We start from the raw sequence: 21,393 nt of genomic DNA, 5'->3' as shown, positions 1-21,393 counted from the left end.
CCGGGGTATGTCACAGTTTAATGCGCCGCGACCTGAATGGTTCCATAAGGAGCCCGGTTTAAAGCGTAGGCGGAGACTTCAGTGTGAGTAGCATAACCTGTGTAATCATCGAAGAAGATGTCTTTGTGGCCGAGGATATCTCGGCAACGGTACAGCAGCACTTCCCCAAGGTGCAGCTGTGCGTGTCTGCGTCTTTTGATCAGGCGCGCCGGTCGATGTCCCCGACCGGCGCGCCCATACTCGTTATCATTTCGGGAACCGGCATGATTACGCGTGAAATGACCGAAGAGGATGCCGCCGGCCTCAGGACGTTGCCTGTCGTCTGGATCGATGCGCCGCCGCTAGTTCAGCGTGATCACCCGGGCTGGGCCTTTATCAGCAAACCTTTCACCCTCGCGGGGCTCAGCGCAGCCCTTGAAGCCGCATCCGGCAGGTCTGCCACCGTTTAACGGCGCAGGCTACTCTGCAGCGACGGACGTGATCGTGGTGTCACTGTCCGGCTCCGGCCCGGTGTGCGCTTCGCGCAGGTTGAGGCCCCAGACCAGCACCGGAATGGCGATCACGCCACCCACCGGTCCCCAGAGCCACAGCCAGAAAATCAGCGAAACAAAAACCGCGAGCGGATTGATCGACATATGCCGGCCAACCAGCGACGGGGTCACAAACTGTCCTTCGGTTGCATTCAGAGACAGATACAGCGCTGCCGGCAGAAAGCTCCACGCTCCCTCAAAGGTGACAAATCCGGCAATCAGCAGGGCCACGGCAAAGGCAATCGGCCCGAGATAGAGAAGGTAATTGACCAGAAACGCGCCAAGACCCCACAAAAACGGGTTGGGCATGCCAAGCGCTGCCATCACAAGCCCGATGACCAGGCCGAAAGCGGCATTGATTGCGGTGATGGTCAGGAAATACCGCGATACGTCGCGCTCGGCGGCGCAGAGCACCTCTTCGCTGACCCTTGCGGTATTGCGCGCAATGATCCGGTAAAGGTCATTCCGCGACAGCAGAAAGAAATACAGCGATCCGGCAAAGATCATAACCTGAGCAAAAAAGCCCGGCGCCAGCCATATGGCGTCTGTCAGGCTGGGTGCGTCGGTTGCCGTCGGAACCGGATCTGACCCGGGCGTCAGCGAGTCCTCAATCGATGCCTGCATGTCAGAGACGCTTTCGATTGCCGGCTGCAGCGTTCCGATGAACTTACGCAGCTCCCATTTTATGCGCGGCGCCATTTCCACAGCATCCGTGATTACCGGCACCAGAAGCAGCCCGAGCAGAACGACGGCACTGAGCGCGCAGAAGAGAACCACAAAGGCGGACACAGACCGCTTCAGCCCGATTTTCTCGATCAGATCACCAACAGGGGCAGTAACAATGCCAACGACAAGCGCCAGCAACAGGGGTGCCATGACATGAGATGCGGTCTGAAGAAGCCAGACGGCTGCGCAGACTGCGATCACGATCAGGGCCGTAGACTGCGCAGGGCGCGGGGACATAAATTTCTCCTTCTCCGGCTAACGCCGGAAATTCACGTAAAGTTCCGGCTGCCATGGAACATAACACCCGGGTGCACACGTTGATCCTCCTGAAGCTACAGTAACGAGGAAGGCAGGTCCTCTATGAAATGGGACGAAGTGCGCAACCGATGGAACCAGCTTAAAGGCGACGTCAAAAAGACGTGGGAAAAGCTGACCGACGAGGACATTGAACAGATTGCCGGCGACCGCGCCGAACTCGAGCGCCGTCTGTGCCGCTACTACAACATCGATGCCGGCCGGGCGCGTGAGCAGGTAGACGCCTGGAAGCGCCGCCGGCCGCAAAGCTGAGAGCACCGGATCAGGCGCGTTCCCGTGATGAACCAGTATCTTCCGACATACGCTGTGCCAGGGCCAGATCGCTGCGGAACTGATCGGTGGCAGCAGCCTTTTTATCCACATCCGGCTGTCGGAGAAGATATGCCGGATGCAGCGTGATCAGGACCGGAATACCACCCGGCCCGGCCTCTGCCCTGCCGCGACGCTGCATCAGATCGGTGCCTGATCCGGTCAGCGACAGCGCCGCCGTTGCACCCAGTGCGAGGATCACGACAGGCCTGATAAGATTTATCTCAGACTCAAGCCACCACCTGCAATGCTCTGTTTCACCGGCATCCGGACGCTGGTGAATGCGCTGCCGTCCGCGCGGACGGAATTTGAAATGCTTCACCGCATTCGTGATGAAAGCGGCGTTCCGGTCGAGGCCGGCGTCACCGGCGATGCGGTCAAAAAGCTGCCCCGCCGGCCCGACGAGTGGGCGCCCCTGCAGGTCTTCCTGATCGCCGGGCTGTTCCGCAACGATCATCAGCCGTGCCGAAAGGGGCCCTTCGCCCGGGACAGCCTGAGTCGCGCTGCGGTGCAGCGGGCATCGTGTGCAGGCCCTGATCTGACGCGGCAGATCATCCGCAAGCCCGTCCCATGCGGAGGTGAGATGCGCCTGCTGTGCCTGCACGGCGGCCATGCGGGACGGCGGCAAACTGGGCGCGTTCAGAGCCATCTCGCGTGCCCGCGCAGGCGCTCCCGCGATGAGTTCCGGGATCGCTGCCGCCTCAGGCATGTTCTTCCAGTATTTCTTTGGCATTTCGGACTGCATGGCCTGAACCTTGAGCCGGGCCGGATTGAAGATGTTCCGAAAATAAGTCACCCAAAGGGTTTCGCTGGCATCCTCCGGCAGATCGGGGCGGGGGTGATCCTCTTCAAACCGCACTTTGCCGTTCTCGAACACGGCCGAGATATCCGGGGTCAGAATGCGCCAGTCCATATCGGCGAAGCGCCGTGCAAAGAAACCGGCTGCAGGCTCCACCGTATGATGCGTGGGCTCAAACCATGCTGCAAAAGACCGGCGCGGGTCGGTCGGGTCGCCGATCTCGCGAAACCGCACAAAGGCTTTCATTTTGTGCTGGCAGCGCCGCACATTTTTCTCCATCTGCCGGAGGCGCGACAGCTGCGCATCACCTCTGTCACTCATCAGATGCGGCGCCTCTTTAAGACGCCACAAAAACGCATAGAGCCGCGCAAAACGCGTGGGATCGCTGTGCCAGATGACCGTATCGGCCATCTGCAAAAAGCTGCGTGGCACCGTGATCCGGTCTGATGAAGGGCTGGCAGGGCCGGGGCCGGGAGTGTCAAAGAGCCCGCGGTCCTGTCCTGTACCACCCCATGTGACTTCCTCCGGCGGGACCCCGGACAAAAGCAGATCGCGCGCCGTATCCCGCCAGGCACGGGCGGCACCGATGCGGGGCACAACGACGTGCCTCATCAGAACAGGCTCAGCTGTTCGGGTGGCGGGGCAAACCGTGCGCGCAGACCGGCGCTGTCGGTCAGAGCACCGGGGCTCCAGCCCCCCGCTGTGATGAAGGCGCGCGCTTTTTTCAGCCCCGCACCCATACGGTGCAGATCGTCATAACGCAGCATGCGGTGTCTGCGGCTGCTCAGGATGCGCCCGACGGTTTTCGTGCCGAACCCCGGCACGCGCAGCAGAAGTTCACGCGGGGCGCGGTTCACATCGACCGGAAAAAGGCCACGGTGCGCCAGCGCCCAGGACAGTTTCGGATCAATGTCGAGATCGAGATTGCCACTTTGATGATGCCCGGTGATCTCTCCCAGATCAAAGCCGTAAAACCGCAGCAGCCAGTCTGCCTGATAAAGCCGGTGCTCGCGCTGCAGCGGCGGACTGATCAGGGGCAACCGCGACGAAGCGTCAGGAATAGGCGAAAAAGCTGAGTAATAGACCCGCTTCAGCTTATAACTCGCGTAAAGCCGCGTGGACTGTCCCAGCACGGTGGTATCTGTCGCTTCATCCGCGCCGATGATCATCTGGGTGGACTGCCCTGCGGGTGCGAAACGGGGCGGACGCTTTCCGGTATGGCTGCGATCGCGCGCCACTTCTTTGCGCAGACGCACATCCGCCATGGCGCGGCGGATCTGTTCGGGGCTTTTCTCAGGGGCGTGCTGTTTCACCGAGGCATCGGTTGGCAGCTCGACGTTGATGGAGAGCCGATCAGCCAGCAGCCCTGCCTCTTCGATCAGTTCCGGCGCGGCATCGGGGATGGTTTTCAGATGGATATAGCCGCGAAAGTTTTCCTCGTGTCGCAGCTTGCGGGCGATCCTCACCATGTCGAGCATGGTGGTATCCGGCGAGCGGATGATACCCGAGGATAAAAACAACCCTTCGATATAATTGCGCCGGTAAAACTCGATGGTGAGTTTTACAACTTCATCCACGGAAAATCGCGCGCGTTCGACATTCGACGAGACCCTGTTGATGCAATAGCTGCAGTCGTAAATGCAGAAGTTCGTCATCAGGATTTTCAGCAGGCTGATGCATCTTCCATCGGGTGCGTAGGCGTGACAGATGCCGCTACCTTCGTTTGAGCCAAGGCTCGTGCCGCCACGCGAATCGCGTTTTGTCGAGCCTGACGAGGCGCAGGAGGCATCGTATTTCGCCGCGTCCGAGAGAATCGCCAGCTTTTGTTCAAGAGTTTGTTTTGCCATTTGTTCTGTATATGTTCTCACAGGCAACGGCGCAATAACCTGTGACATACTGCCCGCACAGAACCGCAATCAGGTGGGAAAACTCCGCGGGTCCGGGCATCCCGGTCAGGATCAGATCACAATGCCTGCTCCCGCAGCGGTCATCGGGGTTCAGGACCCGGCGGGAGTAACCATCCGGTAGGTGATCAGTTCTTCAGGCAGCAGAATATAGATCTCGTCGGGTGGCGTTTTCAGGGCATGGCGCATGATCAGCGGATCAACCCCCATGTCATCGAGGTACTCCATCACCTCGCCCTGTCCCTGCTGAATGCTTTCCACAGCGACAAATGCTGGCAGGGCGGTATTTGCGCCGAAAAAGTGCTGATGAACGCCGACCTGTGCTGCGTCATCCACGCGCCGCGTCACCCCCGAGGCAAGGATATAGGGGCAGGCGGAAAGACAGACATCCGTCGCCTCCATAAGGGTCGTGGCCTCCAGAGCGCGCAGCTGCCGGCCGATGCTCAGCGCATCCTGAACCGAGCCACCGGGCGAATTCAGCCGCACATCCGTTACCGGTCCTGCGGTCTGCAAATGCTCTTCCATCCGGATCGCATCACCGGGCGCAATCTGCCCTGTCAGGCTCAGCAGCCCGTCTGACTGCGCAAACAGCAACCGCACAGGCATGTCGCCGGACGTCCGATAGGGTCTGCCGGGTGCGCCGTCGCGTGACGGGGCGAAAGGCAGATCATCCGGTGCATACCGCCGGGTCTGGTCGCCGGGTGCGACCGGTGTGTCAAAGGCAGGGCGGTCCGAGGGCCGCACCATCTGCGGCAGCACGCTCAGCACATCACGACCCATCAGCAGCACAGCCAGCACTACCTGAAGCGCCAGTACTCCCAGGATCGCGGCGCGGGTATCGAAGCGGCGCGCACGGGAGGGAGAGGGCGTGTCGTTCACGCCTGTCGTTCCGGTTTCGGGCTGAGTTCAACAGGCTTGATGCCGGGAGAGGTATCGCGTTCGGGAACCGGGTCGTCCCGGCCCATTGTCGCTTCCATGTCCCGCATCGCCCGCATCGCGGCTCTGAGTTCCGCGAGCGTCAGCGTCTCCCCGCCGCCCACGGGTGCTTTGCCGCCGCGAATCGCCGCCTGAGTGATTGCCAGAATAAAGACCAGAACCGCCGGCAGCAGATCAATGGCAATCGCGCCGGCCCAGGATGGCACGAAATTACCGGCATAACGGATCACCGCATCCGCCGTGCTGATCGGTGTATAGATCGTGTCGGCGGCAGGCTGCATCGCGATCACCCCTTCCGCCGCCACCCGCAGCGTATCGGCCCGCTGACCCAGGACATCCAGCACGGAGGTGATGGTCGACTGCTGGCCTGCGCGGTTTTCAGCGGTGCGCCCGTCAAGCTCCGGCAGCACCACAGAGGCGCTGAGATCCTGAGCTGCACGGCTCACCAGAGGAGCGACAGAAAGCTGGCGCAGCTGGGTGATTACACCGGCCAGACGCACCGCTTCTTCAGAGAACTGCACCGACCGCGTTTCAATGGGGCCTGGTTCAACGGTAAGCGACCGCATCCGGCTCAGCACTGCATTTCCTTCGGCAAAAGCGGCATCCACAAGGGGTTGCTGTGAGGAGATCTGCGCCTCCAGCCCGGCAAGCTCGTCTGATTTCTGGCGCAGCACACGGAACACAGCGCCGCGCCCGGCAAGGCCCGACAGACCACCAGTGGCTTCCTGTTCGGAGAGGTCTTCAAACGACTGCCTTACCCGGTCCACATCCCGGCCAAGTCCCTGAGCAGAAACAGCAATTTCATTGGCCCGCTCGAGAGAGGTCTGGTAATCCTGTACGGTGCGGGCCAGATGCTGCTCGACCGCTGCGGCACCTGCAAGGGCTGCTGCATTCAGCCAGGACGACATTGCAATGATCGCTGCAGATCCCAGCAGCATGGAAACAAAAAGGCCCATCCGTGCACCGGCCGTGCGCACAGCCGGCAGCAGGCGGATCATGTATGACCAGAACACAAAGATACCGGTCGAGACGGCAATGGAATAACTGATGGCGGCGAAAAAACTCAGCGCACCGTTGTCATCCAGCAGCGATGAAACCCCCAGATAGGTGTAGATGCCTGAGGCGACAGCGAGCACCCCGAGGGCTGCGGCGGTAAAGCTGTCGAGCCAGGAGATATGGCCTTCAAGCTCGCGGGCATATCGCAGCCCCTGTGCATCCTGTTCGCTCAGCCGTTCGTCGTCCATAACATCCCGTCCCTCGTTAACACTGCTTTAATATGGGGAGTGACCGGCAGTTATCCAGTCGTGACGTACCGTTCGGTCAACGGGTGGCTGTTCGGGAACCGGAAACCATCTGCAGGAGTTCTCCTTAAAAAGAACACGTTTTTGCGGTATGATAAATTCCTTTGGTGCGGAATCTGCTTTCCCGCCCTGCGTGGCCTGCCACGGATACCGACGCAAAGACGTGAGTAATGAGAGGAACTGAACTGATGAAACGACGCGATTTTCTCGCCGGAACAGCCTGTGGTGTTGTCCTGGCCGGATCCGCTGGTGCCGCTATTCCGCTGGCCCTGCCTGATTACAACATGCCTGAAGATATGCTGCCGCGTGAGGTGCGCATCAAGAACGACTTCGGCCCGTTTGAGATCCACGTCGACCCTGGTCAGTACGCTCTCTACTGGACCCTGCCCAAGAAGAAAGCGATTCGCTATCCGGTCGGGATCGGTCGCACCAGTCTTTATGAAGCCGGTGAATACTATGTCGGTGCCAGGAAAGAGTGGCCGAGCTGGACGCCCACCGATGAAATGATCGAACGCTCGCCGCAGCTTTATGCGCAGCACGCCGACGGTATGCCGGGCGGGATCAACAACCCGCTGGGATCGCGCGGGCTGTATCTCTTCCAGCCGGGCCGTGGGGATACCTTCCTGCGCATTCACGGCACCAATGAGCCGAAAACCATTGGCCGTCGGGTGTCGAACGGCTGCGCGCGTCTGATCAATGACCAGATGATTGATCTCTATAACCGTGTGCCGATGAATACCCGCGTGATAATGTACCCGCTGGCCTGAACCGGGATCGCGCGGCGCAGGTCAGGCGATCTCGCGCAATCGCAGACGTTGTATCTTGCCGGAGGGCCCTTTGGGCAGTTCCGGCAGGAAATACACCCGATCAGGCGCTTTGAAGCGCCCCAGACGGGCCGTACAAATTTCAATGAGCATCTGATCCGTCAGACCTGAGCCGTCGCGGACCCGCACGGCGGCTTCCACGCGTTCGCCATAGACGTCACAGGGGCGAGCAAAGGCGGCTGCCTCAATCACATCACTGTGGGCGTAAAGCGCCTCATCAATTTCGCGCGGGGCGATATTTTCGCCACCTTTGATGATCAGTTCCTTAATGCGACCGGTGATATAGAAATAGCCGTCCTCGTCCTGTCGACCAAGGTCGCCGCTGCGCAGCCAGTCCCCGGCAAAAGCAGCGGCGGTGGCATCGGGATCGTTCAGATATCTGCGCATCACATTAGGGCCACGCACGGCGATCTCACCTTCTGTGCCCGGTGGACAGCGGCGCAGATCCGGTCCGAGAACCGAGACCTCGTTACCCCAGGCGATGCCCGGGGACCCGATGCGCCGCACGCCGGGCGGCATCGGATTGGAAAGGATCTGTGCGGCGGTTTCGGTCAGACCCATCGTCTCGATCAGTGGCAGTGAGAATCGTTTCTCAAAGGCGGCATGCACAGCCGGCGCCAGCGCCGAGGAGGCCGAGCGGCCAAACCGCAGCCGCGCGCTCGTTTCCGCATCCGGCCCTGCCGTTCCGTGCAACAGATGCGACACGATCGTCGGAACAACGGAAAACCAGGTGCTTTCTGTTTCACCCAGCTGCCACCAGAACCGTCTGGCAGAAAACTTTGCGAACATGGCGACGGACCCGCCCGAGACCAGCGCCGCCATCATGCTGACGCAGAGCCCGTTGATGTGACAGACCGGCAGCACACAGAACCCCCGGTCAGTTGCGGTCAGCCCGTGTGCCATCGTGGTCGTCCAGCCGCCCGCCAGCAGGCTGGCATGACTGTGCACCACGCCTTTGGGGCGGCCGGTTGTTCCGGACGTGTACATCAGCAATGCATCATCGCCCGCCGTAACCGGGTGCAGCGATGCGGTCGTCTCCTCCGCGCCCGGGTCGAGGCGCTGCAAACCGGAATGCCGGGTCCTGTCAAAGAGTTCAGCCACATCTTCATGCACCAGTGCCACGCGAGCGCCGCAATGATTCAGCGCGTAAGAAATCGCGTCAGGGCCCGCGGCCAGATTGATCATCGTCGCGCGAAATCCGCCGTAGACTGCCGCGAAAAACGCGGTCACCGCCGCGCTTCCGTTGGGGTGCAGAATGGCCACGCTCTCACCCTGTGCAACGCCTTTTGCGGTGATCCTCTGCGCCAGGCACCGCACTTCTGTGTGCAGCGCCGACCATGTCAGAGACGGGCTGCCGTCGGTGAAAACATATGCGGTCGCTTCATCCTCTGCGCGCGCATCGAGCCACATGCGCAGCGTGCCCTGCGGCGGGCCGTTCGCCGCAGGCGTCATTTGCCCGCAACCTCCCAGTAGCCTGCGAAAATTTCTTCTGGCGTCGGTTCGCGGGGAGCAATTTCGCGGACGATTTTGGTGGTCTGCATGAAGTGTTTCCAGTGCAGATTGTCGTCGATCGAATTGCCGCCCCATGACCCGCAGCCCATCGACAGCGAAAACGGCATTCCGTTATTGAACGCGCCCCCGGTTGCAAAGCAATGGGCCTGGTTGACGATGACCCGGCAGGTCGGAAGTGTCTGCGCCAGGATGACGGCGCGGTCCTGATCCGCGCTGTGCAGCCCGACCGAATGTCCGGCCCCCTGATGGGCCAGAATACGGCCTGTGATTGCAACCGCATCTGCAAAGTCATCAGCCCGGTAAAGCGCAGCCACGCGCGACAGCTTCTCACCCGAGAGCGGGTGTGCGGGCCCGATGCCTTTTGTCTCTACTGCAAGGAATTTCGTGTCTCCGGGCACCTCATCTGTCAGGCCCAGAGCGGCCAGCATCGGCCCCGCGTCCTGAGCAATGACGGCGCGGTTGAGATGTCCGTCGGGCCAGAGTGCTGCCACAATCCGCGCCTCGTCCCTGACCCGGGCGCCTCCGGCTCGCGCCAGCGCGTCCACAAACCGGTCATAGATCGCGTCTGCGACGACAATGGCATTCTCGGACGAGCAGGACGTGGCATTGTCGAAGGTTTTTGATGCGGTGATCTTCTGTGCGGCGTCATCCGGGTCACAGGTTTCATCGACGATCACCGTCACATTGCCGGCCCCGACGGCCAGCGCCGGTGTGCCCGAAGTATAGGCGCGTCTGACGTTATTCTGCGAGCCGGTCACGACGATCAGGTCGCTGATTTCCAGCAACCGCTGGGTTTTATCTTTACTGCCGGGACCGGGCACCATCTGCACCAGATCCCGGTCTTCACCGGTCTTGTCGAACTCTGCGTGCACAAAGCGGAGCAACATCTCGCAGGCTGCGACACCTTTGGGAGAGGGCGACAGAACGATCGCATTGCCGCATTTAAGCGCGTTGATGATATTATTCGCCGGGGTCGCCGCAGGGTTGGTCGAGGGTACGACCGCGCCGATCACCCCCATGGGTCGGGCAATTTCCGTGATGCCGTTCTGCGGGTCATCGCGGATGATGCCGAAAGTCTTCTGTCCTGCAATATCCCGCATCAGACCAAGGGTTTTACGGTGATTTTTAGTGATTTTATCCGTGACGTTTCCAAGACCGGTGGTTGCAACTGAAAGCTCGGCGAGTTCGCGGTTCCGGGCGGGCTCCATAATGGCCCAGCCTGCGGCCTGGGCCGCGCGGTCATAGCGGTCCTGAGATCCGTTTGCCTCGTATTTCGCCTGGGCTGCCCTCGCGCGGGCCACAAGTGCGTCCGGACTGTCGCGATCATCCTGCAGGGTCATAGGGTGCTTTCCTGATCATGTCGGGGCCCGTGTCATTCGGGAGATGCTCCGGGCACCGATGCCACAGACGCACGGACCGCTGTTCCGGAAAGACTATGCGCAGCAAGGGGTATTGCAAAGCGTTTCGGTTCGGCGATCCTTCTGAGCACCAGACCATAAAACAGTGTCGCGGCCGGACAGCACCAGCGGGGTGTGCAGCACTGCATCAGCCTTGCAGTTGCCTGCGCTTTTTTCCTGTCGGATATCCCGGCGATGTGCGGTGAAAAGCCGGCCACCGGTTGCAGTGTCTGTGAAAACCGCTGGCTGGGGCCGGGGTGTTGCAATAGACTGTCCTCAGATTTTCAGCTCACGTTGCGCGCCATACCGACCTGAAGGGCTCATGATATGATGCTCCGACATTTGATATCCGCTTTGCCCTGCGTATCTCTCTGCTGCGCACTCAGCCTTGGTGCGAGTGCCGCAGGGGCGCAGGAGACCTGCAGCCGCGCAGAGGGCGCCACGCCCCGGACCGATGTCATCAGCTGCAGCGGAACACTGACGGTAGAGCGCGAAAAGCAGGCAGATGTCACGATCATTTCGCGCCCCGGAACCGCACCGCCCCGCGCCATCGAGCTGGAAGGCGGCGCCATCCTGCTTGACGTTCTGCCGGGCAGCCCGTCCACACAGATCCGCACGCCGCATGCCATCGCCGCTGTGCGGGGAACGACCTATGTGGTTGATGCTGAAGCAGAAAGAACCTCCGTTTTTGTTATTGAAGGGGAAGTTGAAGTCCGCAAAGCCGGTGACGACGGGGCAATCGTGACGCTCGGACCGGGCGAGGGTGCTGATGTCAGCGCAGAAGAACCGCTGACGACGGCGCGCTGGTCCGCGACGCGTGTCGCAGCGCTTCTGGCACGCTTCGGCCGATGATGTTGCAATGATTTCAGGCAGACTGCGCCGCTGGCTGGCTCTGTGTGCGGCGCTGGCGGGGGCGGCGCTCTGGTCGCTGGCGCTCGCGGTGCCGCATATGCAGGGTGATACCCGGGTCACGCAATCCATCGATTACAGGTTGCTTGATCTGCGCCACCGGCTGGCTGGTGTGCAGGAAACCGACCCTGCTGTGGTCATCGTCGCTGTTGACGATGAAACCCTGGCAACAGACGCCGCATCGGGCGACAACCGGCAAAGACTGGCCCGGATCATCCGCAACATCGCCGCCAGCGGGGCCCGGGGCCTGGCCCTCGACGTGGTTCTGGCCGACGAGGGCGACCCGGAAACAGACGCGGCCCTTGCAGGCGCGCTGGGCGCTTTGCCGACCGCAATCGCAGCCGCTGCGCGATTCAGCGGCGATGAAAGCGAAGTCCTGCTGCCACAGCCGGTCTTTCGCGAGGCAGCGCGTGTGGGTGTGGTGAACCTCTCAGCCGACGCGTTCGGCACGCCGCGTTTCGCACCGCTCATTCTGGTCTCGGACGGTCAGATCCACGCTGCACTCGTGCTTCAGGCCGCACAGGTTTTTACCGGTGCACGGGCCGAATTTGCCGATGGCGGGCTGCGTCTGGGACAGCGGACCTTTCACCTCGAAGACGGGTTTTTTCTGCCGGTGCGTTTTGCCGGCCCCTCAGGGACCGTTCCGGCGATCAGCGCCGGCAGCCTGCTGGAAGGCCCGCAGCCCGACGCGCTTGAAGGCCGCCTCGTAGTACTTGGCTTTACTGCGTCGGCTGTCGGCGACCGCTTTCCCACCCCTTTTGACGCAGATATGCCGGGGGTGGAGGTGATCGCGACAATCACCTCGCAGCTGATCAGCGGACAGACCCTGCGCCACGATGCGCACACTCGGGCCTGGGATGCCGTGCATGCTCTGGTGCTGACCGTGCTGTCGGTGCTTGTCGTGCTGATGCTGCCCCTGCCGCGTGGCATTCCTGCGGCGCTGGGTCTGATCGCTGTGTCGCTCGCGGGTGTAATGACGCTTTTTACGGCCGGCATCTGGATGAGCGCGGCCCTGCCGCTGGCGGCCGCTCTGCCGCCGGTTCTGATTGCCGGCGCGATGCGCTATACCCGGGAACGCAGCGAAGCGGGCCGCTCTGCGCGTGCGGCTGCCTCTTTACGGCGGTTTCAGTCACCCGCCCTGGCCAGCCGGATCGAGCAGGACCCGGAGTATCTGTCCGTGCCGCAGGAGCGCGATCTGGTGATACTCTTCGTGGATCTGACCGGGTTTACCGGATTGTCACAGCAGCTTGGCACCGAAGGCACAAGGCTGTTGCTGCGCGACTTTCACGCTCTGACCACGGCGGCTGTGGAAACCCGCGAGGGCAGTGTGCTGAACTATATGGGCGACGGCGCCCTTGCAGTCTTCGGGCTCACAGAAAGCACACCGGGCCGGGCTGCGGACAATGCGCTGGATGCATCCTTCGCTCTCGTCAAAGCACTGTCGGACTACCACCCTGCCGGACTTCATAACGTGACCGCCGGGTGTCGCATCGGCCTTCATGCAGGACCGGTCACACTTTCCCGGCTGGGCGCAGAAAGCCACCAGCAGGTGACAGTGACAGGCGACAGCGTGAACCTCGCAAGCCGGCTTATGGAAGTCGCCAAGTCCGAGGCCGCGGTTATCGTTGTCAGTCGCGATTTTGCTGATGCCCTGTCAGATCCGTCCGTGCTCGACCGGGCCATCGCACGCGACGTTTCAATACGAGGGCGTATGGGGGAGGTCAGTGTTCTGGCATTCAGTGCCGGGGCTGTACTGTGACGGGGACAGGTCCGGCAGCCTGAACAGCGTGGTCGTCTGTGCCCGATCCGGTCCATATCGGCTCAGGATGTTACGGGGGACGCAGGCGTCACATCACAGTCTGATCGCCACCTGATCTCCGGTCCTCAGAGTACCGCCCGCTATGACCTCCGCGTAAACGCCCATATCCATATGCCCATAGGTGCGGCGCAGCAGGTAGGGCACCTTAAGGTCGCGCTCTGCCGTCTCCGGGTTTACCTCGGTGGCGGCGCATCTTTGCGTGCGCAGGATGGTCCGCACAACAACATCACCCAGCGCGATTTCCATGCCGGTATCCTGCATCTCCGACCAGGCAGGTACTCCCGAGAAGACGATATTTGCACGGAACCGGTCGGGAGAAATATTCTCACCTGTGGCCGCTTCAAAGGCCCGCAGCGTCTCGAGATTGAGCAGAGATACCGCATTCATCATCTGCGGTGATACGACAGATACATCGGTAAAGCGATGTGGTGCGGCTGACACGAATTCGGGCGGCGTATCCTCTCGGAGTTCCAGCACCGCATGAAGATACTGCGCGGCGGCCTGCCGGCCTGCAGGGTCGTTCATATCAAAAACGGTGGTGCCTGCGGCCCCGGTAATCTGCAACGTACCGTCCAGAAATTCCGTTCTGAGACCGGCCAGTTCGGCTTCTTTCGCAAGCACGACAAACTTTTCCTTGGGCAGTGGTTCTGGCGCAGCGGGGTTGAAACCCGACCCGGGGCGCGCAAAACCGAACAGCCTGTCGCCGGGAACACCCTCGCCCGGGCTCAGAACGACGTGATCCAGGCGTGTCGCGGACATGCCCTTGACCGGGAATACGTTCAGTGTTTCGACCGTTGCCTGCATCTTCCTGCCCTCGTGGTTCTGCTACCAGACTGACCGCCGCCCAGACCGGCGTCAATGTGTCATCAGGGTTCTGGCCTGACCCGGGCAGTTTCCGGGGTGCAGGACGCATGGTTTACTGCGCCTGACAGGGTCGGATGCACAGGCCGGTCCGGCGTTGTGCCAGTTGAAGTCATCTGGTCCGAGGACTCTAAGACATACCCTGCCATATGGTACACGGTGTAGCGTATTGGAGAAGGGTCAGGTTCGTGCACCTGCCTGAGCGACGATGGGACCGGTCCGGCAACACCAGGCCCGGCGGATGCGTCCCGACGCCACAAGTATTCAGTTCTGCCTCGGGACCATTTCGGAGCGCGAGCAGACTGAGCGTCCCAAAACCGGATCAGAAGTCGAGGTTCTCCACACTCAGTGCGTTCTGCTGGATAAACTCGCGGCGCGGCTCCACCACATCGCCCATCAGCTTGGTGAAAAGATCATCAGCCTCGGCCATGTCATCCACCTTCACCTGCAACAGCGTGCGCGCATCCGGATCCAGCGTCGTTTCCCAGAGCTGATCCGGATTCATCTCGCCCAGACCCTTATAGCGTTGCAGCGACAGCCCCTTTTCGCCCTCCTGCAGAATCGCATCCAGCAGATCGAGCGGGCCATAGATCATCTGAGTGCGGTCTTTGCGCATCAGCGTCGCCGGCAGGTTATAAACGTCCTGCAGGCTCTGCGTGAAGCCGCCCGTTTTCTTCGCCTCGCCGCCGCGCAGAATGCGGCCATCGAGGGTGCGGACCTCTTCGACACCGCGCAGAATTCGCGCCAGACGGATGCCGTGATCCTGGGTAATACGACCCTGCCAGCCACGCTCGTATTCGGCCGCAATCAGGTTCAGACGGGCAGCGACCTTATCGGCCGTGCCCTGCAGATCCCTGTCCACGACGCCAGGTGCAAATGCACCGGCAATCGCGGCCTGTTCGAGGATATGGCGCGGATAATGCGTCGGAAAGGCATCGAGCACACGCCGCATCTGGCGCGCCAGTTCGACCACGCGGACCAGATCGGCCCCCATTATCTCTTCGCCGTTACCCTGCTTCAGCACGGCACCGTCGATGCCCTGCTGAACGAGGTATTCCTCCATCGCTGCTTCGTCCTTGAGATAGACCTCGGACTTGCCGCGCGAGACCTTATAAAGCGGCGGCTGCGCGATATAGAGATGCCCTTTTTCGATAAGCTCCGGCATCTGCCGGTAGAAAAACGTGAGCAGCAGCGTTCTGATATGCGCGCCGTCTACGTCAGCATCCGTCATGATGACGATCTTATGATAACGCAGTTTGTCGATGTTGAACTCATCCCGCCCGATGCCGGTGCCAAGCGCCATCACCAGGTTGCCGATCTCCTGGCTGCCCAGCATCCGGTCAAAGCGCGCGCGTTCAACGTTGAGGATCTTACCCTTCAGCGGCAGGATTGCCTGGGTCTGCCGGTCACGGCCCGTCTGTGCAGAGCCCCCGGCGCTGTCACCCTCCACGAGGAACACTTCGGTTTTGGAAGGGTCCTTCTCAGAGCAGTCTTTCAGCTTTCCGGCAAGGAAGTTAACATCCATCGCCGTTTTGCGCCGCGTCAGATCACGCGCCTTGCGTGCCGCCTCACGGGCGTGGGCGGCCTCGATGATCTTGCCCACGACGATGCGCGCCTCATTGGGGTTTTCCTCGAACCATTCAGCGAGCTTTTCGTTCACGAGGCCCTCGACGGCCGGGCGCACCTCAGAGCTTACCAGCTTATCTTTTGTCTGAGAGCTGAACTTCGGATCGGGCACCTTAACCGACAGCACACAGGTGAGCCCCTCGCGCGCATCATCCCCGGTGAAGGTCACCTTCTCCTTACGCGCAATGCCGGAGGACTGCGCGTAATTGTTGATCGTCCGCGTCAGCGCGCCACGAAAACCCGCCATATGCGTGCCACCGTCCCGTTGCGGGATGTTGTTGGTAAAGGGCAGGACGTTCTCGTGATAGCTGTCGTTCCACCACATCGCGACTTCCACGCCGATGTCGTCTTTTTCACCGGTGATGAAGATCGGCTCCGGCATCACCGAGCTTTTGTGACGGTCGAGGTATTTTACGAACTCCTTCACGCCGCCTTCGTAAAAAAGCTCCGTGCTCAGTGGCTCGGCGGGGCGCTCATCCCGGAGGATGATCCGCACGCCGGAATTCAGAAACGCCAGTTCGCGCAGGCGTTTTTCGAGGGTCTCAAAGGAGTATTCCAGATTGGAAAACGTATCGGTTGAGGCCATGAAGCGCACTTCGGTGCCGGTCTTTTCGGTCTCGCCGACGACTTTGAGGTGCTCCGTGGTAAAGCCGCCCTCAAAGCGGGCGACATGCTCTTTACCCTCGCGCCAGATGCGCAGCTCCAGCCAGTCGCTGAGCGCGTTCACCACCGAGACGCCGACCCCGTGCAGACCGCCCGAGACCTTATAAGAGTTGCTGTCGAACTTACCGCCCGCATGCAGCTGGGTCATGATTACCTCAGCTGCCGAAACGCCTTCTTCCTCGTGGATACCCACCGGAATTCCGCGTCCGTTATCGCTTACAGAAACTGAGGAATCGTCGTGAATGGTGACGGTCACAGCATCCGCATGACCCGCCAGAGCCTCGTCGATGCCGTTGTCCACGACCTCATAGACCATATGGTGCAGACCGGAGCCGTCGTCAGTGTCTCCGATATACATTCCCGGCCGCTTGCGAACTGCTTCTAAGCCTTTGAGAACTTTAATGGAATTCGCACCGTACTCTTCGGGCGTCTGCTCGGTATCGGACATGTGGTCACGCTTTCGTATTTTTGTGATTTTATACGATTTTTCGGGGCGAATGTCACGCTAATGGCACAAGATTTTGTGTCAGAGCACCGGGATGAGCACACCAACAAGGATCAGCGCAACGCCCGAGCCGATATTGATCCGGCGCAGCGTTTCGGGCCGGGTCACTGCCGCTCGAATTTTGCCGACGCAGGCGGCCAGAATGAGGTTGCCCGCAAGCGGTACTGTGACCGACATCGCAATGATCGCAGTGATATCGACCGGGGTGATCCCGCGCAGATCAAAGAACCCTGGCAGCACGCCGATGTAAAACAGAACGGCCTTCGGGTTCCCGAGGATTGCAATGATACCCGCCATGAAACCGGCCCTGATGCCGGGGCGGGTCAGGCGGCTGTCGGTACTGATCTTCTGCCCCGCGTGCCGGATCAGCATCAGACCCATGATGATGAACACCCCGCAGGCGACCCACCGCAGCACCAGCATGAAAACATCGAACACCGACAGGATCCACGTGATGCCCAGCACAGCCACCAGCGGCCAGAGAATATCGCCCACCGCAACACCGAAGGCCAGCGGCCAGGCCGCTGCGAACCCGCCCGAGAGTGCGCGTGCCATCAGCGCGAGCCACACGGGTCCGGGTGTGAGAAAAAGAATCACCAGCGCACCGGCATAGAGCAGCAGATCGGCCCCGGAAATTGTCATTTCGTAGTTGCATTCGCGAAAGGCCGGGTTGGTCCTGAGTTTCTATACATCAGCAGTAGCGACCTGTGACACCCCGTCCGTTTCGGTAACCTCAAAGTACTGCGCCCGCGGGCCCATCGCCTCGAAAAGGTTGATTTCTGTCCCGGTCATCCAGGCCTGTGCCCCGAGGGCCACGATCTCATCATAAAGGGCGGCCCGCCTGTCAGCATCAAGATGTGCCGCGACCTCATCGAGTAATAACAGCGGCGGCGCGCCGAAATCCCGCGCGAGCGCCCGGGCATTGGCGAGGATCAGCGAGACCAGCAGCGCCTTCTGCTCGCCGGTCGAGCAGTCCCGCGCCGGTACGCCCTTGGAGGCATAGGTGCCGATGAGATCCGCCCTGTGCGGCCCGATCAGCGTGCGCCCCGCCGTCATGTCGCGCGCCCGGTTATCTGACAGCGCGCGGCGCAGGTCTTCCTCGCTGCCCGGCAGGTCCTCCTCGCCGTGCACAAGCTCCAGGGTGGCTGCCGGAAAGGAAGTGCCGGCATCCGCTTGGGCGGCCTCAAGCTGTTGCAGCGCCGCGCGCCGGTTGGCATCAATGGCCACACCCGCCGTGGCAAGCTGCGCTTCCAGCACGCCGTACCAGGCCGGATCGCGCACCATATCCTTGAGCAGGCGGTTGCGTTCGCGCATGGCCTTTTCCCAGGCGAGCGAGGCCTCGGCGTGCGCGGGCTCGAAACTCAGCGTCATCCGGTCCAGAAACCGCCGGCGTCCCTCAGCGCCCTCGATCCACAGCCGGTCCATTGCCGGAATCAGCCAGAGCACCCGCGCGACCCGACCCAGCGCCGTTTGCGCGGCGGCCTTGCCGTCGATCCTGACCTGTCGGGCGGCACCCTCTTCGGACCAGATCTCGATCTCATGCAGCTGGTGTAACGAACGCAGCCCGCCGGTGATCTTCCACCCCAGCGCCTCGGGGCGACGCGCCATATCCTGCGCGCTGGCCCGGCGCAGTCCGCGCCCCGGCGAAAAGAGCGACACCGCCTCCAGAATGTTGGTCTTGCCCGCCCCGTTCGGTCCGAAGAGCGCCACAGGTCGCGCATCAGGTTCCATCCGCGCGACTTTATGCGAGCGGAAATGCGAAATCATAAGGGAGTTCAGGCACAGCTGCATGTCGGCCCGTTTCTTCCGGCGTCAGACCGGAGCGCCGGCGGCAATCGTCAGACGCGCATCGGCATGACAACATAGACCGCCGACTGATCATTGCCTTCCCGCATCAGCGTCGGATCGCCCGACGAGTTAAAGAGAAAGACGGCGTTTTCGCGATCGACCTGGCTTGCAATCTCCAGCAGATACTTGGCGTTAAAGCCGATCTCCAGCCGCTCGTCGCCGTAGGCCACGGCCAGTTCTTCTTCAGCGGCACCCGAATCCGGTGCATTCACCGAAAGCACCAGCCGGTCTTCGTCGAGTTGCAGTTTCACTGCGCGTGACCGCTCTGAACTCACAGTGGCAACACGGTCCACGGCGCGGGCAAAATCGGCGGCATCCACCTCCATCTTGCGGGTGTTGCCCTGCGGAATGACGCGCGTGTAATCGGGGAAGGTCCCGTCGATCACTTTGGAGGTCAGCGTGATGTCAGGCGTGGCAAAGCGCACCTTGGTCTCGGAGACGGATACGGCGATTTTCATCTCATCGTCATCAAGCAGTTTGCGCAGCTCGCCAACTGTTTTGCGCGGCACGATGACGCCCGGCATGTCGGCGGCGCCCTCCGGCAGGTCCGCGTCAATCCGAGCCAGCCGATGCCCGTCGGTGGCCACACAGCGCAGCACCCGGCCGCCTTCGGCATCCGAGACATGCATGTAAACACCGTTCAGGTAATACCGGGTCTCTTCCGTCGAGATCGCGAATTTCGATTTATCGAAAAGCCGCCGTAATACGGGCGCAGGTGCTGAAAAATTTGAGGCGTACTCAGAGGAGGCCATTACCGGAAAGTCGTCTTTCGGCAGCGTGGCCAGCGAGAAATTCGATCTGCCGGCCTCGACGGTCAGCCGCCCCGTAGCGCTGTCTGCGGTCAGCGTGACCAGCGCCCCGTCGGGCAGTTTGCGCACAATCTCGTGCAGTGTGGTTGCTGCCACCGTGGTCGCTCCGGCGCGTTCGACCTGGGCCGGTGCCTTGTCGACAACCTCGATATCAAGATCTGTTGCGCGGAAGGTCGCATCGCTGCCTTCGGCTTCGATCAGCACATTTGCGAGGATCGGAATTGTGTTGCGCCGTTCCACAACCGACTGTGCCTGAGACACGGCTTTGAGCAGGGCTGCGCGTTCGATGCTGATCTTCATTATGCCACTTCCTATCGACGGTCGGGAAAGGCACGTTAACCAGTTCCTCCGACTTCACAAGACTTTTATGGATTAGTCGTCGGAACCGGGCAGGGCGTCAAGACCCGCAGCACCCTCAAAGCGCTGCAGGCCTTTTATAAATTACTCTTCGAGGGCGCGGCGCAACAGCTCCAGATCCTCGGCGATCTGTCCGTCCTGCACCTTGAGCTCTTCGATGCGTTTCACACCGTGCATGACGGTGGTGTGATCACGACCGCCAAACCGGCGCCCGATCTCGGGCAGCGACCGCGATGTCATCTTTTTGCACAGATACATCGCCACCTGACGGGGCCGTGCATAAGACCGCAGCCGTTTGGGACCGATCATATCGCTCAGACGGATATTATAGTGATCGCTGACCTTGCGCTGAATTTCCTCGACGGTGATTTTGCGCTCAGAGGCGCGGAGCACGTCAGACAGGCAATCCTGCGTCAGTTCCATATTGATCTCGCGCCCGACCAGAGAGGCAAAAGCGAACAGCCGCGTCAGCGCGCCCTCCAGCACCCGGACATTTGTCGAGATACGGTGTGCAAGGAACTCCAGAACGCCGTTTTCGACTTCCAGACCCGGATAGTTGACGCGCTGCTGCTCTACCTTGCTCTGCAGGATGCCCAGACGCAGCTCGTAATCTGTGGGATGCAGATCAACGACCAGACCACACTGAAGACGCGATTTGACGCGCTCTTCCATATCCTTGATCTCGCCAGGGGCGCGGTCACCGGAAATGATGATCTGTTTGTTCTGATCCACCAGCGCGTTGAAAGTATGGAAAAACTCTTCCTGCGTGCTGCCTTTTCCGGCGATGAACTGCACGTCATCCACCATCAGAACGTCTACTGATCGGAAAATCTCTTTGAAATCCATCATCTTACGATCACGCAGAGCCTGGACAAAACGATACATGAACTGCTCGGCGGAGAGATAGAGTACATTCAGTTCCGGACGCCGCAGGCGCAGCTCATGGGCGATCGCATGCATCAGATGCGTTTTGCCAAGTCCGACGCCGCCGTAGAGAAAGAGCGGGTTAAACGTGACGGGTCCACCCTCTGCCACGCGTTTTGCCGCGGCATGAGCAAGCTCGTTCGGCTTGCCTACAACAAAAGAGTCAAAGGTAAAGCGGGTATCGAGCGGGGCAGTGGTCAGCGCAGAGCCGTTCTGTACCTGGCGCGCGGCGCGGTGGATCACGGTATCGGTATTGGCGGCCTCGGTCTCGACGGTGCGGGCGGGCACTACAAACTTCAGTCGGCGCACTTCGGGAGATCTGGCCCGCACTTCGTGCAGAATGATATCGGCGTAGTTCTGATTGACGTAATTGCCCAGAAAATTGGTTGGCACGTGAAAGACGGCGATCCCGTCGTCAGCGGACCGGAATTCTATCGGTTCGATCCACGCCTTGAAGTTATTCTGCCCTACGGTCTTCTGCAGCCGCTGCCTCAACTGTCCCCACATTTCGTTTGTCAT

At 61.0% G+C, this 21,393-nt stretch carries 18 protein-coding genes; 5 read left to right on the top strand and 13 right to left on the bottom strand.

Going from position 1 to position 21,393, the window contains the following annotated elements; translation table 11 throughout:
• Window positions 1-83: 83 nt before the first annotated feature.
• Window positions 84-449, top strand: coding sequence for a hypothetical protein (locus G3256_RS00090; protein ID WP_169638896.1), 366 nt, complete (start codon window positions 84-86; stop codon window positions 447-449).
• Between the two features lie 9 nt (window positions 450-458).
• On the opposite strand, the gene G3256_RS00085 is transcribed toward G3256_RS00090, so the two are convergent.
• The gene (locus tag G3256_RS00085; RefSeq protein ID WP_169638895.1) at window positions 459-1,493 is read right to left on the bottom strand and encodes an AI-2E family transporter; all 1,035 of its coding nucleotides are present in this window, start codon (window positions 1,491-1,493) and stop codon (window positions 459-461) included.
• A gap of 123 nt (window positions 1,494-1,616) precedes the next feature.
• On the opposite strand from G3256_RS00085, the gene G3256_RS00080 reads away from it, so the two are divergent.
• A complete protein-coding gene (locus tag G3256_RS00080; protein ID WP_169638894.1) occupies window positions 1,617-1,823 on the top strand; it encodes a CsbD family protein in 207 nt (68 codons plus the stop codon).
• Between the two features lie 10 nt (window positions 1,824-1,833).
• On the opposite strand, the gene G3256_RS00075 is transcribed toward G3256_RS00080, so the two are convergent.
• From G3256_RS00075 to G3256_RS00060, 4 genes are all read right to left on the bottom strand, one after another.
• The gene (locus G3256_RS00075; RefSeq protein WP_169638893.1) at window positions 1,834-3,291 is read right to left on the bottom strand and encodes a UdgX family uracil-DNA binding protein; all 1,458 of its coding nucleotides are present in this window, start codon (window positions 3,289-3,291) and stop codon (window positions 1,834-1,836) included.
• On the bottom strand, window positions 3,291-4,526 hold the full coding sequence (locus tag G3256_RS00070; RefSeq protein ID WP_169638892.1) for a putative DNA modification/repair radical SAM protein: 1,236 nt from the start codon (window positions 4,524-4,526) through the stop codon (window positions 3,291-3,293). Before G3256_RS00070 ends, G3256_RS00075 begins: the two co-directional genes overlap by 1 nt.
• 150 nt (window positions 4,527-4,676) lie before the next feature.
• A complete protein-coding gene (locus tag G3256_RS00065) occupies window positions 4,677-5,462 on the bottom strand; it encodes a COG3904 family protein (RefSeq protein ID WP_169638891.1) in 786 nt (261 codons plus the stop codon).
• The gene (locus G3256_RS00060; protein ID WP_169638890.1) at window positions 5,459-6,763 is read right to left on the bottom strand and encodes a hypothetical protein; all 1,305 of its coding nucleotides are present in this window, start codon (window positions 6,761-6,763) and stop codon (window positions 5,459-5,461) included. Before G3256_RS00060 ends, G3256_RS00065 begins: the two co-directional genes overlap by 4 nt.
• A 245-nt stretch (window positions 6,764-7,008) precedes the next feature.
• Between G3256_RS00060 and G3256_RS00055 the strand changes: the two genes are divergently transcribed.
• Entirely contained in the window at window positions 7,009-7,587 is a 579-nt protein-coding gene (locus G3256_RS00055; protein ID WP_169638889.1) for a L,D-transpeptidase, read from the top strand.
• A 21-nt stretch (window positions 7,588-7,608) separates the two neighbouring features.
• On the opposite strand, the gene G3256_RS00050 is transcribed toward G3256_RS00055, so the two are convergent.
• Together G3256_RS00050 and sauS are read right to left on the bottom strand one after the other, a co-directional pair.
• Window positions 7,609-9,096 (bottom strand): AMP-binding protein, encoded by a 1,488-nt coding sequence (locus tag G3256_RS00050; protein WP_169638888.1) that lies wholly within the window; start codon window positions 9,094-9,096, stop codon window positions 7,609-7,611.
• The gene (gene sauS / locus G3256_RS00045) at window positions 9,093-10,496 is read right to left on the bottom strand and encodes an acylating sulfoacetaldehyde dehydrogenase (RefSeq protein WP_169638887.1); all 1,404 of its coding nucleotides are present in this window, start codon (window positions 10,494-10,496) and stop codon (window positions 9,093-9,095) included. Before sauS ends, G3256_RS00050 begins: the two co-directional genes overlap by 4 nt.
• A gap of 384 nt (window positions 10,497-10,880) precedes the next feature.
• On the opposite strand from sauS, the gene G3256_RS00040 reads away from it, so the two are divergent.
• Both G3256_RS00040 and G3256_RS00035 read left to right on the top strand, forming a co-directional pair.
• Window positions 10,881-11,405, top strand: a complete 525-nt coding sequence (locus G3256_RS00040) for a FecR domain-containing protein (protein ID WP_169638886.1) — start codon at window positions 10,881-10,883, stop codon at window positions 11,403-11,405.
• A gap of 7 nt (window positions 11,406-11,412) precedes the next feature.
• Window positions 11,413-13,221 (top strand): CHASE2 domain-containing protein, encoded by a 1,809-nt coding sequence (locus tag G3256_RS00035; protein ID WP_169638885.1) that lies wholly within the window; start codon window positions 11,413-11,415, stop codon window positions 13,219-13,221.
• Window positions 13,222-13,314: 93 nt separating this feature from the next.
• On the opposite strand, the gene G3256_RS00030 is transcribed toward G3256_RS00035, so the two are convergent.
• The 6 genes from G3256_RS00030 to dnaA form a co-directional block, all read right to left on the bottom strand.
• Window positions 13,315-14,085 carry an MOSC domain-containing protein gene (locus G3256_RS00030; protein WP_169638884.1) on the bottom strand — a complete coding sequence of 257 codons (771 nt, stop codon included), beginning with the start codon at window positions 14,083-14,085 and terminating at the stop codon, window positions 13,315-13,317.
• A gap of 379 nt (window positions 14,086-14,464) precedes the next feature.
• On the bottom strand, window positions 14,465-16,879 hold the full coding sequence (gene gyrB / locus G3256_RS00025) for a DNA topoisomerase (ATP-hydrolyzing) subunit B (RefSeq protein ID WP_169638883.1): 2,415 nt from the start codon (window positions 16,877-16,879) through the stop codon (window positions 14,465-14,467).
• Window positions 16,880-16,957: 78 nt separating this feature from the next.
• Window positions 16,958-17,578: a LysE family translocator gene (locus G3256_RS00020; RefSeq protein WP_169638882.1), complete on the bottom strand. Its 621-nt coding sequence runs from the start codon at window positions 17,576-17,578 to the stop codon at window positions 16,958-16,960.
• Window positions 17,579-17,620: 42 nt separating this feature from the next.
• A complete protein-coding gene (gene recF / locus G3256_RS00015) occupies window positions 17,621-18,727 on the bottom strand; it encodes a DNA replication/repair protein RecF (protein WP_169638881.1) in 1,107 nt (368 codons plus the stop codon).
• A 47-nt stretch (window positions 18,728-18,774) separates the two neighbouring features.
• A complete protein-coding gene (gene dnaN / locus G3256_RS00010) occupies window positions 18,775-19,893 on the bottom strand; it encodes a DNA polymerase III subunit beta (RefSeq protein ID WP_169638880.1) in 1,119 nt (372 codons plus the stop codon).
• Between the two features lie 141 nt (window positions 19,894-20,034).
• A complete protein-coding gene (gene dnaA / locus G3256_RS00005) occupies window positions 20,035-21,393 on the bottom strand; it encodes a chromosomal replication initiator protein DnaA (RefSeq protein ID WP_169638879.1) in 1,359 nt (452 codons plus the stop codon).

The sequence above is a fragment of the Roseobacter ponti genome (assembly GCF_012932215.1).
Lineage (GTDB): Bacteria > Pseudomonadota > Alphaproteobacteria > Rhodobacterales > Rhodobacteraceae > Roseobacter > Roseobacter ponti.
This window is presented reverse-complemented; position numbering and strand designations above follow the sequence as displayed.

Excerpts from the sequence above, each read along its gene's own strand:
- dnaA (WP_169638879.1), bottom strand. The coding sequence starts at position 21,393 with ATGACAAACGAAATGTGGGGACAGTTGAGGCAGCGGCTGCAGAAGACC.
- G3256_RS00060 (WP_169638890.1), bottom strand. The coding sequence starts at position 6,763 with ATGGACGACGAACGGCTGAGCGAACAGGATGCACAGGGGCTGCGATAT.
- G3256_RS00075 (WP_169638893.1), bottom strand. The coding sequence starts at position 3,291 with ATGAGGCACGTCGTTGTGCCCCGCATCGGTGCCGCCCGTGCCTGGCGG.
- G3256_RS00055 (WP_169638889.1), top strand. The coding sequence starts at position 7,009 with ATGAAACGACGCGATTTTCTCGCCGGAACAGCCTGTGGTGTTGTCCTG.
- G3256_RS00030 (WP_169638884.1), bottom strand. The coding sequence starts at position 14,085 with ATGCAGGCAACGGTCGAAACACTGAACGTATTCCCGGTCAAGGGCATG.
- G3256_RS00020 (WP_169638882.1), bottom strand. The coding sequence starts at position 17,578 with ATGACAATTTCCGGGGCCGATCTGCTGCTCTATGCCGGTGCGCTGGTG.
- G3256_RS00070 (WP_169638892.1), bottom strand. The coding sequence starts at position 4,526 with ATGGCAAAACAAACTCTTGAACAAAAGCTGGCGATTCTCTCGGACGCG.
- G3256_RS00085 (WP_169638895.1), bottom strand. The coding sequence starts at position 1,493 with ATGTCCCCGCGCCCTGCGCAGTCTACGGCCCTGATCGTGATCGCAGTC.
- sauS (WP_169638887.1), bottom strand. The coding sequence starts at position 10,496 with ATGACCCTGCAGGATGATCGCGACAGTCCGGACGCACTTGTGGCCCGC.
- G3256_RS00040 (WP_169638886.1), top strand. The coding sequence starts at position 10,881 with ATGATGCTCCGACATTTGATATCCGCTTTGCCCTGCGTATCTCTCTGC.
- G3256_RS00050 (WP_169638888.1), bottom strand. The coding sequence starts at position 9,096 with ATGACGCCTGCGGCGAACGGCCCGCCGCAGGGCACGCTGCGCATGTGG.
- gyrB (WP_169638883.1), bottom strand. The coding sequence starts at position 16,879 with ATGTCCGATACCGAGCAGACGCCCGAAGAGTACGGTGCGAATTCCATT.
- dnaN (WP_169638880.1), bottom strand. The coding sequence starts at position 19,893 with ATGAAGATCAGCATCGAACGCGCAGCCCTGCTCAAAGCCGTGTCTCAG.
- G3256_RS00080 (WP_169638894.1), top strand. The coding sequence starts at position 1,617 with ATGAAATGGGACGAAGTGCGCAACCGATGGAACCAGCTTAAAGGCGAC.
- G3256_RS00035 (WP_169638885.1), top strand. The coding sequence starts at position 11,413 with ATGATTTCAGGCAGACTGCGCCGCTGGCTGGCTCTGTGTGCGGCGCTG.
- recF (WP_169638881.1), bottom strand. The coding sequence starts at position 18,727 with ATGCAGCTGTGCCTGAACTCCCTTATGATTTCGCATTTCCGCTCGCAT.